We start from the raw sequence: 14,481 nt of genomic DNA on the forward strand, positions 1-14,481 counted from the left end.
GGTGGGTGATGACGGGATCGAACCGCCGACCCTCTGCTTGTAAGGCAGATGCTCTCCCAGCTGAGCTAATCACCCTTTGCTTCGTTGAGGCCGCGAAATTTACGCAGGTAGCGGACCTAAGTCAATAGCCTGCTTGAAGTTTTTCTAAAAAAGACAAAATTGCTTCAAGACTGCACTACTCGCTGTAGATCATCTTCTTGCTCATGCCGCCGTCCACCACGAACTCTTGCCCGGTGACAAACCCGGCCTGGCGCGACAGCAGCCACGCCACCATTGCCGCAACATCCTCGACCGTACCCACCCTGCCCGCCGGATGCTGGGCATGATCGGCATCAGTCAACGGCTCGGCACGCCGCGCCGCAGGATCACGGGCATCGATCCAGCCAGGGCTGACCGCGTTCACCCGCACCTCCGGCCCCAGGCTCATGGCCAAGGCATGAGTCAGGGCCAACAAGCCGCCCTTGCTCGCCGCGTAAGCCTCGGTATCGGGTTCAGATTGACGAGCCCGAGTCGACGCCAGGTTGACGATGGCCCCGCCGTGAGCGCGCAGGTACGGCGCACAGTGCTTGGCCAGCAACATCGGCCCGCTGAGATTCACCGCCAGCACGCGATTCCAGTAAGCCAGGTCGAGGCTTTCCAGAGTGATATTGCGCGGGTCAGCCACCGCCGCGTTACACACCAACGCGTCCAGGCGGCCGAATTGTCCGAGCACTTCAGCAACGCCCTGAGCGACCTGCTTCTCGTCGGCCACGTCCATGCTGATAAACCAGGCGTTCTCGCCCAGCACCTTGGACACCTTGGAGCCGCGCTCGCGGTCCAGGTCGGTCAACACCACTTGCCAGCCTTCACTGATCAGCCACGCGGCAATACCAAGACCAATGCCCCGCGCAGCCCCTGTGACGAGCGCGACGCGGCCGTTAGTGGCCGCTGCAGCCTCCATGGACCACTCGATCACAAGGCAGCCAGCCCGCGGGCCAGGTCTGCCTGCAAGTCGGCGACATCTTCCAGACCGACCGCGATGCGGATCAGGCTGTCACGGATACCGGCCGCTTCACGCTCCTGCGGCGCCAGGCGCCCGTGGGAGGTGGTGCTCGGGTGCGTGATGGTGGTCTTGCTGTCACCCAGGTTGGCGGTGATGGAGATCAAGCGCGTCGCATCGATAAAGCGCCAGGCACCCTCTTTGCCGCCCTTCACCTCAAAGCTCACCACGGCACCGAAACCACGCTGCTGGCGCTGGGCCAATTCGTGCTGCGGATGGCTCTTCAGGCCGGCGTAGTGCACTTTCTCGATACCGTCCTGCTGCTCCAGCCACTCGGCCAGGGCCTGGGCGTTGGCGCAATGAGCCTTCATGCGCAGGCTGAGGGTTTCCAGGCCCTTGAGGAAGATCCAGGCGTTGAACGGGCTCAACGTCGGGCCGGCAGTGCGCAAGAAGCCCACTACTTCCTTCATCTGCTCGCCGCGACCGGCAACCACGCCGCCCATGCAACGGCCTTGACCATCGATGAACTTGGTGGCCGAGTGCACAACGATATCGGCACCCAGCTTCAGCGGCTGCTGCAACGCCGGCGTACAGAAGCAATTGTCGACAACCAGCATCGCGCCCTTGGCGTGAGCCACTTCGGACAGCGCGGCGATATCCACCAGTTCGGCCAGCGGGTTGGATGGCGACTCGACGAACAGCAATTTGGTGTTGGCCTTGATTGCTGCGTCCCAGCCGGACAGATCCGCCAGAGGCACGTAGTCCACTTCGATACCGAAGCGCTTGAAGTACTTCTCGAACAGGCTGATGGTCGAACCAAACACGCTACGAGACACCAGCACGTGGTCGCCAGCGCTGCACAGGCTCATCACCACCGCCAGGATCGCCGCCATGCCGGTGGCCGTGGCCACAGCTTGCTCAGCGCCTTCCAGGGCCGCGATGCGCTCTTCGAACGCGCGCACGGTTGGATTGGTGTAGCGCGAATACACGTTGCCCGGCACTTCACCAGCAAAGCGCGCAGCGGCGTCGGCCGCGGTACGGAACACATAGCTCGAAGTGAAGAACATCGGATCACCGTGCTCACCTTCCGGAGTGCGGTGCTGGCCGGCACGCACAGCCAGGGTATCGAAAGCTACGCCATCGAGGTCGCTGTCCAACCGACCGGCATCCCATTCCTGACTCATGCTGCCACTCCTTACTCAATTCTTTATTTATGATACAAAACCGGCCCCTCAGGGCCGGTGTTTACTCAGTTGTTGTACAAATCGATGATCGCGCTGACCGCCTGGGTCTTGATCTTCGACGAGTCATTACGCGCCTGCTCGATCTTGTTCAGGTAGGCCTCGTCGACGTCACCGGTCACGTACTTGCCGTCGAACACGGCGCAGTCGAACTCAGCGATCTTGATCTTGCCACCGCCGACCGCTTCGATCAGATCCGGCAGGTCCTGATAGATCAGCCAGTCGGCGCCGATCAGGTCGGCCACGTCTTGGGTAGTACGGTTGTGGGCGATCAGTTCGTGGGCGCTCGGCATGTCGATACCGTACACGTTCGGGTAACGCACGGCGGGCGCTGCGGAACAGAAGTACACGTTCTTCGCACCGGCTTCGCGGGCCATCTGGATGATCTGCTTGCAGGTGGTGCCACGTACGATGGAGTCATCCACCAGCATCACGTTCTTGCCGCGGAACTCCAGCTCGATGGCGTTGAGCTTCTGGCGCACCGACTTCTTGCGTGCAGCCTGGCCCGGCATGATGAAGGTACGGCCGATGTAGCGGTTCTTCACGAAGCCTTCGCGAAACTTGACGCCCAGGTGGTTGGCCAGTTCCAGCGCAGCGGTACGGCTGGTGTCCGGGATCGGGATCACCACATCGATGTCGTGCTCAGGACGCTCGCGCAAGATCTTGTCGGCCAGCTTCTCGCCCATGCGCAGACGCGCCTTGTAGACCGAAACGCCGTCGATGATCGAATCCGGACGCGCCAGGTAGACGTGTTCGAAGATGCACGGGGTGAGCTTCGGCGCCACGGCGCACTGACGGGTGTGCAGCTTGCCGTCTTCAGTGATGTACACCGCTTCGCCCGGCGCGAGGTCGCGGATCAGGGTGAAGCCCAGCACGTCCAGGGACACGCTTTCGGACGCGATCATGTACTCGACGCCTTCGTCGGTGTGACGCTGGCCGAACACAATCGGGCGGATGCCGTGCGGGTCACGGAAGCCGACGATGCCATAGCCGGTGATCATCGCAACCACGGCATAACCACCGACGCAGCGGTTGTGCACGTCGATCACGGCGGCGAAGACGTCTTCTTCGGTCGGCTGCAGCTTGCCACGCTGTGCCAGCTCGTGGGCGAACACGTTAAGCAGTACTTCCGAATCGGAGCTGGTGTTGACGTGGCGCAGGTCAGATTCGTAAATCTCCTTGGCCAGTTGCTCAACGTTGGTCAGGTTGCCGTTGTGCGCCAGGGTGATGCCGTAAGGCGAGTTGACGTAAAACGGCTGAGCTTCGGCCGAAGTCGAGCTACCGGCAGTCGGATAACGCACATGGCCAATGCCCATGTGCCCGACCAGACGCTGCATGTGACGCTGATGGAACACGTCACGCACGAGCCCATTGTCCTTGCGCAGGAATAACCGGCCGTCGTGGCTGGTCACAATACCGGCAGCATCCTGGCCGCGGTGCTGGAGGACGGTTAGCGCGTCATACAGCGCCTGATTGACGTTCGACTTACCGACGATACCGACGATGCCACACATGCGACGCAACCCCTACTTAATGAATCTTGACTGAACACAGCTTACTGCGGCGTTTTGGCCGGCAAGAGGTGTTCCTTGAACGGAAGATCAGCGGGTACGCTGATTCCGCTGGCCAGCCACTGACTGCTCCACCCCAATATGAGGTTCTTGGACCAATCTGCAACCAATAGAAATTTTGGCACGAGTACCGACTCCTGCCACCACGAATCCTGCTGTACCGGCCCCAGGCTCAACAGCCCGACCGCCACGACCACCAGCAACGCGCCACGCGCGGCGCCGAAGGCCATGCCGAGAAATCGATCGGTCCCGGAGAGGCCAGTGACACGTATCAATTCGCCAATAAGATAATTGACCATTGCCCCCACCAGCAGCGTGGCGATGAACATGATGGCGCAGCCCGCGATGACGCGAGCCGAAGGTGTCTCTATGTATCCGGCCAGGTAGACAGACAGTGATCCACCGAACATCCAGGCTACGACTCCTGCGATGATCCACGTCAGCAACGACAGTGCTTCTTTAACGAAGCCGCGGCTTAGACTGATCAAAGCGGAGATGGCGACGATTGCAACAATCGCCCAGTCAACCCAGGTAAATGGCACGTTTGAGCCTACGGACGGATGAGGCGGCGCATTTTAGCAGAGCGCCGGGCTATCGGTAAGCGGTGATTGCGGCTGCTTTGCAAATCAATAGTTTGTGGTGAGCCAGCCCGATTTCAACCCCACCACAAAACCAATGTGGGAGGTGGCTTGCCCCCTCCCACATTTGATTGCATTCCAGGCTGACACCCTGCGAACTCAGCCGCGCTCAGGCTGAAACCGGGTAACAAATCCCTTCAGGTTCTGCTGACGATCCAGCAAGTCGCGCAGGCGATCCGCCTCGGCACGCTCGATCAACGGCCCGATGAATACGCGATTCTTGCCATCGGCACTGCGGATATAGGCGTTATAGCCCTGGGCACGCAGCTTCTTCTGCAAGGCATCGGCACCCTCGCGATTGCCCAGGCTGGCCACCTGGATCGACCAACTGATCGGCAGGCCATTCGGGTCGATACGGCTCTGACCCACGTCCGGCTTGCCCGGCGCAGCGGGTTGCGGCGCCACCGGCTTGGGCGCAGGCACCGGAGCGGCCGGCTTGGCGGCTACAACAGGCGCCGGAGCGGGCTTGACCACTGGCACGCTCGGCTGCACAGGCGTGGACGGCGCTGCAATCTCTTCATCCACAGGCAAAGGCGCTTCCTCGGGCAAGGCCTGAGGCTCAGGCACCACCACCGGCTCAACCTGCACCTGTGGCAACGCCGGCGCCTCGGGCGCAGCCGGGGCCTCGACAACTACCTGGCGCTGTTCGTCCTGACGGGAAAACAGCATCGGCAGGAAAATCACCGCCAGTGCCACCAGCACCAGGGCGCCGACCATTCGCTGCTTGTATGCGCTATCCAGTAATGCCATCTGCAGCTTCCTCCGTGGAGCGCCGGGCCAACCACTCAAGCGCCTCGGCAACACAATAAAATGATCCGAACAACAGAATCTCGTCCTCGGCCGTCGCTACCGCGCACTGCGCCTCCAGGGCGGCAGTTACGCTTGCATACGACGTCACGGGCGCACCAAGGTTCTGCAACGCCACTTCAAGCTCAACAGCCGGACGGCTGCGCGGAGTGTCCAGCGGTGCTACGGCCCACGCCTGCACATTGCCCAGCAACGGCGCAACCACGCCACCCAGATCCTTATCGGCAAGCAAACCAAAAACAGCAAGACGACGCCCCGCCGGCGGCGTGCGCGCCAGGCGTTGCGCCAGGTACTCGGCCGCATGGGGGTTATGGCCCACATCCAGCAGCAGGTTCAGGCGCTTGCCTTCCCACTCGAACGCACGACGATCCAAACGCCCCACCATACGGGTCGCCAGCAACGTCGCGGCAATCTGTTCAGCCTGCCAAGGCAGATCCAGCAGCAGATAGGCTTGCAGCGCCAGCGCGGCGTTTTCCATTGGCAGGTTCAGCAGCGGCAAGTCACGCAGCTCTACTGCCTGGCCGCGAGCATCGTGCCCACGCCATTGCCAGTGTTGCGCACCAATTTCGAGATTGAAGTCGCGACCGCGTAGGAAAAACGGGCAATCCAGCTCGCGCACCTTGTCGAGCAAGGGTTGCGGCGGGTCCAGGTCACCACACAATGCGGGCCTGCTCTGACGGAAAATCCCGGCCTTTTCGTAGGACACCGACTCGCGGGTATCACCCAAATAGTCAGCATGGTCCACGCCAATGCTGGTAACCAACGCCAGGTCAGCATCCACCACGTTGACCGTGTCGAGACGCCCACCCAAGCCAACTTCCAGAACGACCACATCCAACCGCGCACGCTCGAACAGCCAGAACGCCGCCAGGGTGCCCATCTCGAAATAAGTCAGGGAGGTCTCGCCCCGGCCCGCATCCAGTGCGGCGAAGGCTTCGCAGAGCTGCTCATCAGTGGCTTCGACGCCATTGAGCTGCACCCGCTCGTTATAGCGCAGCAGGTGCGGTGAGCTGTACACGCCCACTTTCAGCCCTTGTGCTTGCAGCAGCGCAGCGACAAAGGCGCAGGTAGAGCCTTTGCCGTTGGTGCCGGTCACCGTGATCACACGCTGTGCCGGCCGGCCCAACCCGAGGCGGGCCGCTACCTGTTGCGAGCGCTCCAGGCCCATGTCGATGGCGGAAGGATGCAACTGCTCAAGGTAGGCGAGCCATTCGCCCAGGGTACGCTGGGTCATAGGTTCGCAGGCACCGGCGGCACGACGATCGGCTCGACTTTAGGCGCGACGTACACCGGCGTCGGCAGGCCCATCATTTGCGCCAGCAGGTTACCCAGACGCGGACGCAGTTCGCCGCGCGGGATGATCAGGTCGATAGCGCCGTGCTCCAGCAGGAACTCGCTGCGCTGGAAACCTTCCGGCAGTTTTTCGCGAACGGTCTGCTCGATCACGCGCGGACCGGCAAAGCCGATCAGGGCTTTTGGCTCGCCGACGATTACATCACCCAGCATTGCCAGGCTGGCGGAAACGCCACCGTAGACCGGGTCGGTCAGCACGGAGATGAACGGAATGCCTTCTTCACGCAGACGCGCCAGCACCGCAGAGGTCTTGGCCATTTGCATCAGGGAGATCAGGGCTTCCTGCATACGCGCACCACCGGAGGCGGCGAAGCAGATCATCGGGCAACGGTTTTCCAGGGCGTAGTTGGCGGCGCGAACAAAGCGCTCACCGACGATGGCCCCCATGGAGCCGCCCATGAAGGAAAACTCGAACGCCGAGACCACAACCGGCATGCCCAGCAACTTGCCGCTGATGGAGATCAGTGCGTCTTTCTCACCGGTCTGCTTTTGCGCGCCGGTCAGGCGATCCTTGTACTTCTTGCCGTCGCGGAACTTGAGACGGTCCACCGGCTCCAGGTCAGCGCCCAGCTCGTTACGGCCGTCGGCGTCCAGGAAGATGTCGATGCGGGCGCGGGCGCCGATACGCATGTGGTGGTTGCACTTGGGGCAAACGTCCAGGGTCTTTTCCAGCTCCGGACGGTACAGCACCGCGTCGCAGGATGGGCATTTGTGCCACAGACCTTCAGGAACCGAGCTTTTTTTCACCTCGGAACGCATGATCGAAGGGATCAGTTTGTCTACTAACCAGTTGCTCATGCTTTCTTTCTCCAGTACCGGTGGCTTGAACACAGCCCCGCGTATGCCCTTGAGCTAAATTCATATGTGGCGATGACGCCAGCTGGACGGGGTCAGACGTTCGACCTGCCATTTCCAGCCTGCACCCTCAGCCTTCCAGACAACCTGCCCGTGCAGGTTTGCCACTTCATTTCCGGGCCACCTCAGGCGGCACCGGGCTGTTTTACACAGTGGTAGCTATGGACGGCGGCAGACTGCCAGCCGTCACATCCCGCGCACAGCCTGCATAAATGCGCGAATCTTGTCGTGATCCTTGATGCCCTTGCCCTGCTCCACCCCACCGCTGACGTCCACGGCATACGGGCGAACCTGTTCGATGGCCGCCGCGACATTCGCGGGGCTGAGCCCACCGGCCAGAATGATCGGCTTGCTCAATCCCTCGGGGATCAGCGACCAATCGAACGCTTCGCCGGTACCACCGGGTACGCCTTCGACATAGGTATCCAGCAAAATCCCGCGCGCGCCACCATAAGCTGCATACGCACCGGCGATATCGTCCCCGGCCTTGACGCGCAGCGCCTTGATGTACGGGCGTTGATAGCTTTCACATACATCCGGGGTTTCGTCGCCATGAAACTGCAACATGTCCAACGGTACGGCGTCCAGGGTTTCATTGAGTTCGCAACGACTGGCATTGACGAACAAACCCACGGTGGTCACGAAGGGCGGCAATGCGGCGATGATCGCCCGCGCCTGCAACACATTCACCGCCCGCGGGCTCCTGGCATAAAACACGAAACCAATGGCATCCGCTCCCGCCTCGACTGCCGCCAGCGCATCTTCTATGCGGGTAATCCCGCAAATCTTGCTGCGAACGACGGACATAGCGCAGAAACTCCAGGGTTGGACCGAGAAAGTCCCGGATGGTAACAAAAGCTTTTCCGGGCGTCAGCCGCCAAGTTCGCTGAAACCCGTGAGGAAGTGTGGCCCGATAAATCGCTGGGGCAGTTCGAACTCGTCGCGATACTCCACATCCACCAGGTAAAGGCCAAATGGATGCGCCGTCACGCCGCCGGTCCGGCGAACCCTGCTCTCCAGCACTTCCTTCGCCCACTCGACCGGGCGCTCGCCGGTGCCGATGGTCATCAGCACTCCTGCGATATTGCGCACCATATGGTGCAGAAAAGCGCCGGCGCGGATATCCAGCACGATCATCTTGCCGTGGCGGGTCACCCGCAGGTGATGGACTTCCTTGATCGGCGACTTGGCCTGGCACTGACCGGCCCGGAACGCGCTGAAGTCATGCACCCCCACCAGATGCTGCGCGGCCTCGGCCATGCGCTCGGCGTCCAGCGGGCGATGGTTCCAGGTGATTTCTTCGTTGAGGTGCGCCGGGCGGATCTGGTCGTTGTAGATCACATAGCGGTAACGCCGGGCGATGGCCTTGAACCGCGCATGAAAATGCGCCGGCATGACCTTGGCCCAACTGACGCTGACGTCATGGGGCAAATTGATATTGGCGCCCATCACCCAAGCCTTCATGGTCCGCTCGGCCTGGGTATCGAAATGCACCACCTGGCCGCAGGCATGCACCCCTGCGTCGGTACGCCCGGCGCACATCAACGACACCGGCGAATCGGCGACTTTGGACAGGGCCTTTTCCAGGGTTTCCTGCACCGTCAGCACGCCCGACGCCTGGCGCTGCCAGCCGCGATAGCGTGAACCTTTGTATTCAACGCCCAGGGCGATGCGGTAAAAGCCTGCGGCCGCCATTTCGGCGGCTGCGTTATCTATATTTGCCAAGAACTGAGAGCCTGATGAGTTGCGCAAAGGCGGCCATTATAAATGCGGCAGCCGTGTGACGGGCGCTTTTGTTCAGGATTGACGCGGACCGAATGCCAGAGGGGGCTTGCTCCCGATAGCTGTGGGGTCAGCAACTAGCTGTGCTGAATGGCCCGGCGCTATCGGGGGCAAGCCCCCTCCCACCTGTGTGTTGTATCAGCCTTCAAATTCTACCGAGCATTTCCTTGGCCTCGCCGCGCTGAATCTCATCGCCTTCGGTGAGCACTTCGGAAAGGATATCCCGCGCTCCGTCCGCATCGCCCATGTCGATATAGGCTTGGGCCAGGTCCAGCTTGGTAGCGACCTCATTGGTGCCAGACAGGAAGTCGAACTCAGGCTCATCACCGCCAAGCGCCGCATCTTCAGCCGTGAAAGAAGGCTCGATGGAGGGATGTTCCAGGCTCTGGGACAGGCGATCCAGCTCGGCGTTGACATCGTCCAGCTCCGAGGCGAAAGCATCAGGCTTGGCCGCCGCTTGCGGCTCGTCCGCCAGGGACAGATCAAAATCTTCCGGCAGATCGAAGTCATCCAACGCTGCAGGCTTCAGCGTTGGCGGTTCGACAGCTGGAACGTCGTTCATCTGATCTTCAAGGCCAGACAGGAAGTCATCGTCGGACTGCGTTGACGACGGCGCATCCAACTGCAGGTCCAGGTCAAAGTCAGACAGGTCATCCGAGGCCGGCTTGGCGGCGGTTTGCTCTTTCAGAAGCGACTCGAACGTCTGTTGATCGTCCTTGATCTCCGCCGGTGAGGCAGCCTCCAGATCGTCCAGGCTCAGATCAAAATCACTGTCAAAAGCCTCCGGCTCTGGTGCAGCCGGCTTGTCTTCGAGCAGATCCTTGACGTACTGAGCATCCAGTGCCGCCGCAGCAACCGCCGCACTGACACCTGCCGCCAATACGGCCATCGCCGGGAAGCGCGCTTTGAGCTGCTCGACCTGGGCGTGGTTTTCACCATTGGCCACGAGTTGGCGCTCCTGGGTTACGAAGCCGTCCTTGTCGCTTTGCAGGCCATAGACTTCCATCAGCTTCAAACGCAAGTCGCTGCGCTTGGGCTCGTGCTTGATCGCTTGCTCCAACACATCGGCAGCCTGGTTCAGGTGACCACGGTCGATATGGGACTGGGCTTGCGCCAAGGCATCGTTGGCATTCTGCGGGGCCACGGCAACAGCCAGCGGCGCGAGCACGGAGGCGACTGTTGGCACAACCACAGCAGGCTCAACCACTGGCGCGGGCGCCGGAGCAGCGGCCAGCTTGACGCTCGGTGGCGGCACCTCAAGGCCCTCGAAGCTGTCCGACGGCAGGTCGTGCTCGATATCCGAGGTGAATTCCGGTTCTTCGGCCAGCGCTCGCGCCATGCGCAGGTGCTTTTCCTCTTCGCGACGGGCGTTGCGATGGCGCGCCCACAGCAGCAGGAGCAACAAGACCACCAAGCCCGCTGCCCCCCCGATAACAGAGAGGACAACCGGGTTGGTCAGCAGGTCGTTGAACTTGCCTTCCGGGGCCTCGGCGTCAGTGGTGGCGACCGGTTTGGCCGCTTCCGGCGCGGGTGCCGGAGCGTCCGGTGTCGGCGCTGGCGCAGCGGTCTGTGCGGGGGCTGCCGGAGTGGCCGCCGGGTCGCTGGCCAGCTGTGCAGGCATCGCTGTCGCCGGGTCGCCTTTCTCCGCCTGCAAACGAGCCAGTTGATCGTTCTTCAGTTGAATCAGCTTTTGCAGTTTATCCAGCTGGCTTTGCAGGTCCGCCGCACGACTCTTGAGTTCCTCGTTATCACGGCGAGTGGTGTCCAGCTGCTCCTGGGTCATCGCCAGCTTGTCGCTCAGGCCCTGGCTGTCGCCGGCCTTGCTCTTGCCGCCCTTCTTGGCGGCTTCTGCCGAGACCAGGCTCAGCTTGTCCTGGGCATTGGTGGTCGATGGCGCATTACCGGCCTGGGTACGCTTGGTGGCGTCCAGTTGTTGCTTGCCTGCGGCCTGATTGGAGGCCGTGCGACGCCCCTGACGCCAGGCATCATTCTGCGCCCGGACTTCGGCAATCGCCTGGGGTTGCGGCAGTGCGGTGCTTTGTACGGTGTCCGGCAGGCGTAGCACCTGGCCGGTTTTCAAGCGGTTGATATTGCCGTCGATGAAGGCGCCGGGGTTCAGCGCCTGGATAGCCAGCATGGTCTGCTGTACCGAACCGCCATTGCGGTGCTTCTCGGCGATTTCCCAAAGGGTGTCGCGGGAGGTCGTGGTGTGCTGGGCCGGCTTGCTCGCAACAGGCGCGGCGCTGGCAGGTGCGCCCAAGCGTGGGGCTGGCGCCGCTGCGACCGGGGCCGGGGCCGGGGCCGGGGCAGACTGGTCAAATTTGGCCGGATCGAGCAGCACACTGTAGTCGCGCATCAATCGACCGTTTGGCCATTGCACCTGCAGCAGGAAACGCACATAGGAATCAGGCAGCGGCTTGCTGGAGGTGACACGCACCACGCTGCGACCATTGGCGTTGATCACCGGGGTAAATGTCAGGTCATTGAGGAATGCCTGGCGATCGACGCCAGCATCCACAAACGCCTGGGAGGACGCCAGGCTAGGCGTGATCTCGGACGCTGTGAGGCCGCCGACATCGAGCAATTCGATTTCCACCGACAAGGGCTGGTTCAACTTCGACTTGAGGGTCATTTCCCCCAGCTGCAGCGCCTGCGCCATACCGGAGGACAGCGCCGAGGCGGCCGCTATTGCTAACACCAGTTTGCGAACTTGAACCATAGCCTCATCCTTTGTCTGAACACTCCCCGGCCTGCGAGAAGGTTGGTAACCGCTTGCCATAAGGCATGGCGAGCCGATAGGTCACCGACACGCTTCTGTTGCACTTCGGACCAAGCATAGCGCCTGGCTAGAATCAATCTACAAATTGACGCCAAGTATCTTTTACGCAAGGCCTTTTATCAACAACTGCGCCAGCTGCACCGCGTTAAGTGCGGCACCTTTGCGTACGTTATCTGACGTCAGCCACAGATTTAGTTCCGCCGGGTCGTCCACGCCAGCACGAACCCGGCCGACATAGACCACATCCTGGCCGACCGCATCGCCCACGGCTGTCGGGTAATCGCCCTCCTCCACCAGCTCTACACCCGCAGCGGCATCAAGGGCCAGGTTGACCGCAGCCAGGTCGACCGGTGCGGCCAATTGCAACGACACCGTCAGGCTATCGCCAAAAAACACCGGAGCTTGAACGCAGGTTGCTGAAATCTTCAGCGACGGTAATTCAAGCACTGTGCGCAGTTCGTGTACGAGACGCTTCTCCAAGGCTGTATGACCTTGCGCATCTGGCGTGCCGACTTGTGCCAACAGGTTGAAGGCCATTTGCCGGTCGAAGAACTTCGGCTCCAGCGGGCGTACGTTCAACAACTCGGCGGTCTGACGGGCCAGTTCGCTCACGGCTTCACGCCCTTGAGCAGACACTGCCAGGCTGGCCGTGACGCTCACACGCTGGATATCCAGCAAGCCACGCAGCGGCGCCAGCACCACCGCAAGGTTAGTCGCGGACGGGCTTGGGCTGCCGAGTTGGAACGGTTTTTTCAATCCCTTCAGTACATGGGCATTGGCTTCCGGCACCACCTGTGGCGCCTGCTCGGCGGGCAAGGCACCGGACAGATCGATCACCGAACAGCCGGCTGCCGTTGCACGTGGTGCGAAACTCAGGGTGACGGCGGGGCCGGCGGCGAAGAACGCCAGTTGCACCTTGCTGAAATCGAACTCATCAACCTCCTTGACCCGCACATTCTTGCCGCGAAATGGCACCGAGGCACCGGCGGAATTATTGCCGGCCAGCAGGTACAGGGTGCCCACCGGGAATGCCAGTTCTTCGAGAATCTGCACCAGGGTTTCGCCAACAGTACCGGTGGCGCCGATCACGGCGATTTCAAAGGTCTGGGTCATGGGGGCTGCCTCGGGCATTGCGGGGGGAGCGGCACTTTACCGGGTGGCCGGGGGTGAGGCAATTAACCTGGGTTTTATGGTGTGGCTGATGGCCCTATCGGGGGCAAGCCCCCTCCCACCAAAATGTGGGAGGGGGATTGCCCCCGATAGCGGCCGAAAGAACAACAAAAAACCCGCGCCTGTCACCAGAGCGCGGGTTTCTCTTACTGCCTCAAGCGATCAACGCTCCAGCAAAATCCGCAGCATGCGACGCAACGGCTCAGCCGCGCCCCACAGCAGCTGGTCGCCAACCGTAAAGGCGCCGAGGAACTGACTGCCCATGTTCAGCTTGCGCAGACGGCCAACCGGTACATTCAGGGTGCCGGTGACCTTGGTCGGGCTCAGCTCCTGCATGCTGATATCGCGGTTGTTCGGCACCAGCTTGACCCACGGGTTGTGCTGGCTGATCAGCCCTTCGATATCAGCGATCGGCACGTCTTTGTTCAGCTTGATGGTCAGCGCCTGGCTGTGGCAGCGCATCGCGCCGATGCGCACGCAGATGCCGTCGACCGGGATCGGGCTCTTGAAACGACCGAGGATCTTGTTGGTTTCGGCCTGGGCCTTCCACTCTTCGCGGCTCTGACCGTTCGGCAGTTCCTTGTCGATCCACGGAATCAGGCTGCCAGCCAATGGCACACCGAAGTTCTCGGTCGGGTAGGCGTCGCTGCGCATGGCTTCGGCCACACGGCGGTCGATGTCGAGGATCGCGCTGGCCGGGTCGGCCAGTTGATCGGCGACTGCAGCGTGGGTCGCGCCCATCTGCTTGATCAGCTCACGCATGTTCTGCGCGCCGGCACCGGAGGCCGCCTGATAGGTCATGGCGCTCATCCACTCGACCAGACCCGCTTCGAACAGGCCACCGAGGCCCATCAGCATCAGGCTGACGGTGCAGTTGCCGCCGACGTAGTTCTTGGTGCCCGCATCCAGTTGCTGGTCGATGACCTTGCGGTTCACCGGGTCGAGGATGATCACCGCATCGTCCTGCATACGCAGGCTCGACGCGGCGTCGATCCAGTAACCCTGCCAGCCGGCTTCGCGCAGTTTCGGGAAGACTTCGCTGGTGTAGTCGCCACCCTGGCAGGTCACGATCACGTCGAGTGTCTTCAACTCGTCAATGCTGTAGGCATCCTTGAGCGGGGCAATATCCTTGCCCACGGACGGCCCTTGGCCACCCACGTTCGACGTGGTGAAAAACACCGGCTCAATAAGATCGAAATCCTGCTCTTCCAGCATCCGCTGCATGAGCACGGAACCGACCATACCGCGCCAACCGATCAGACCTACACGTTTCATCGCAACTACACCTTGTTAAAAAGTGGGCCGC

12 protein-coding genes and 1 tRNA gene are annotated in these 14,481 nt (G+C 61.7%); all 13 read right to left on the reverse strand.

From position 1 onward, the window contains the following. Positions 1 to 2: 2 nt before the first annotated feature. Positions 3 to 75, reverse strand: a tRNA-Val gene (locus tag AOA60_RS08200). A gap of 100 nt (positions 76 to 175) precedes the next feature. Next, positions 176 to 940 (reverse strand): SDR family oxidoreductase, encoded by a 765-nt coding sequence (locus AOA60_RS08205; protein ID WP_099583997.1) that lies wholly within the window; start codon positions 938 to 940, stop codon positions 176 to 178. 11 nt (positions 941 to 951) lie between these two features. Beyond that, positions 952 to 2,163, reverse strand: a complete 1,212-nt coding sequence (locus tag AOA60_RS08210; RefSeq protein WP_099583998.1) for an O-succinylhomoserine sulfhydrylase — start codon at positions 2,161 to 2,163, stop codon at positions 952 to 954. Between the two features lie 65 nt (positions 2,164 to 2,228). Beyond that, the gene (gene purF, locus AOA60_RS08215) at positions 2,229 to 3,734 is read right to left on the reverse strand and encodes an amidophosphoribosyltransferase (RefSeq protein WP_099583999.1); all 1,506 of its coding nucleotides are present in this window, start codon (positions 3,732 to 3,734) and stop codon (positions 2,229 to 2,231) included. A gap of 41 nt (positions 3,735 to 3,775) precedes the next feature. Beyond that, on the reverse strand, positions 3,776 to 4,333 hold the full coding sequence (locus AOA60_RS08220) for a CvpA family protein (protein WP_003192538.1): 558 nt from the start codon (positions 4,331 to 4,333) through the stop codon (positions 3,776 to 3,778). Positions 4,334 to 4,528: 195 nt separating this feature from the next. Continuing rightward, the gene (locus AOA60_RS08225) at positions 4,529 to 5,179 is read right to left on the reverse strand and encodes an SPOR domain-containing protein (protein WP_099584000.1); all 651 of its coding nucleotides are present in this window, start codon (positions 5,177 to 5,179) and stop codon (positions 4,529 to 4,531) included. Further along, on the reverse strand, positions 5,163 to 6,470 hold the full coding sequence (gene folC, locus AOA60_RS08230; RefSeq protein ID WP_099584001.1) for a bifunctional tetrahydrofolate synthase/dihydrofolate synthase: 1,308 nt from the start codon (positions 6,468 to 6,470) through the stop codon (positions 5,163 to 5,165). The genes AOA60_RS08225 and folC overlap by 17 nt, the downstream gene beginning before the upstream one ends. Then, on the reverse strand, positions 6,467 to 7,387 hold the full coding sequence (accD, locus tag AOA60_RS08235) for an acetyl-CoA carboxylase, carboxyltransferase subunit beta (RefSeq protein WP_099584002.1): 921 nt from the start codon (positions 7,385 to 7,387) through the stop codon (positions 6,467 to 6,469). The genes folC and accD overlap by 4 nt, the downstream gene beginning before the upstream one ends. 243 nt (positions 7,388 to 7,630) lie before the next feature. After that, positions 7,631 to 8,251, reverse strand: coding sequence for a phosphoribosylanthranilate isomerase (locus AOA60_RS08240; protein WP_099584003.1), 621 nt, complete (start codon positions 8,249 to 8,251; stop codon positions 7,631 to 7,633). Positions 8,252 to 8,314: 63 nt separating this feature from the next. Next, positions 8,315 to 9,139, reverse strand: coding sequence for a tRNA pseudouridine(38-40) synthase TruA (gene truA / locus AOA60_RS08245; RefSeq protein WP_099584004.1), 825 nt, complete (start codon positions 9,137 to 9,139; stop codon positions 8,315 to 8,317). A gap of 232 nt (positions 9,140 to 9,371) precedes the next feature. Continuing rightward, a complete protein-coding gene (locus tag AOA60_RS08250; RefSeq protein WP_099584005.1) occupies positions 9,372 to 11,945 on the reverse strand; it encodes a FimV/HubP family polar landmark protein in 2,574 nt (857 codons plus the stop codon). A gap of 162 nt (positions 11,946 to 12,107) precedes the next feature. Then, positions 12,108 to 13,118: an aspartate-semialdehyde dehydrogenase gene (locus AOA60_RS08255; RefSeq protein ID WP_099584006.1), complete on the reverse strand. Its 1,011-nt coding sequence runs from the start codon at positions 13,116 to 13,118 to the stop codon at positions 12,108 to 12,110. Between the two features lie 219 nt (positions 13,119 to 13,337). Next, the gene (gene asd / locus AOA60_RS08260) at positions 13,338 to 14,450 is read right to left on the reverse strand and encodes an aspartate-semialdehyde dehydrogenase (RefSeq protein ID WP_032888280.1); all 1,113 of its coding nucleotides are present in this window, start codon (positions 14,448 to 14,450) and stop codon (positions 13,338 to 13,340) included. Positions 14,451 to 14,481 lie beyond the last annotated feature (31 nt).

Origin of the sequence: Pseudomonas sp. 2822-17, from assembly GCF_002742485.1 — a bacterium.
Classification (GTDB): Bacteria; Pseudomonadota; Gammaproteobacteria; order Pseudomonadales; family Pseudomonadaceae; genus Aquipseudomonas; species Aquipseudomonas cyclaminis.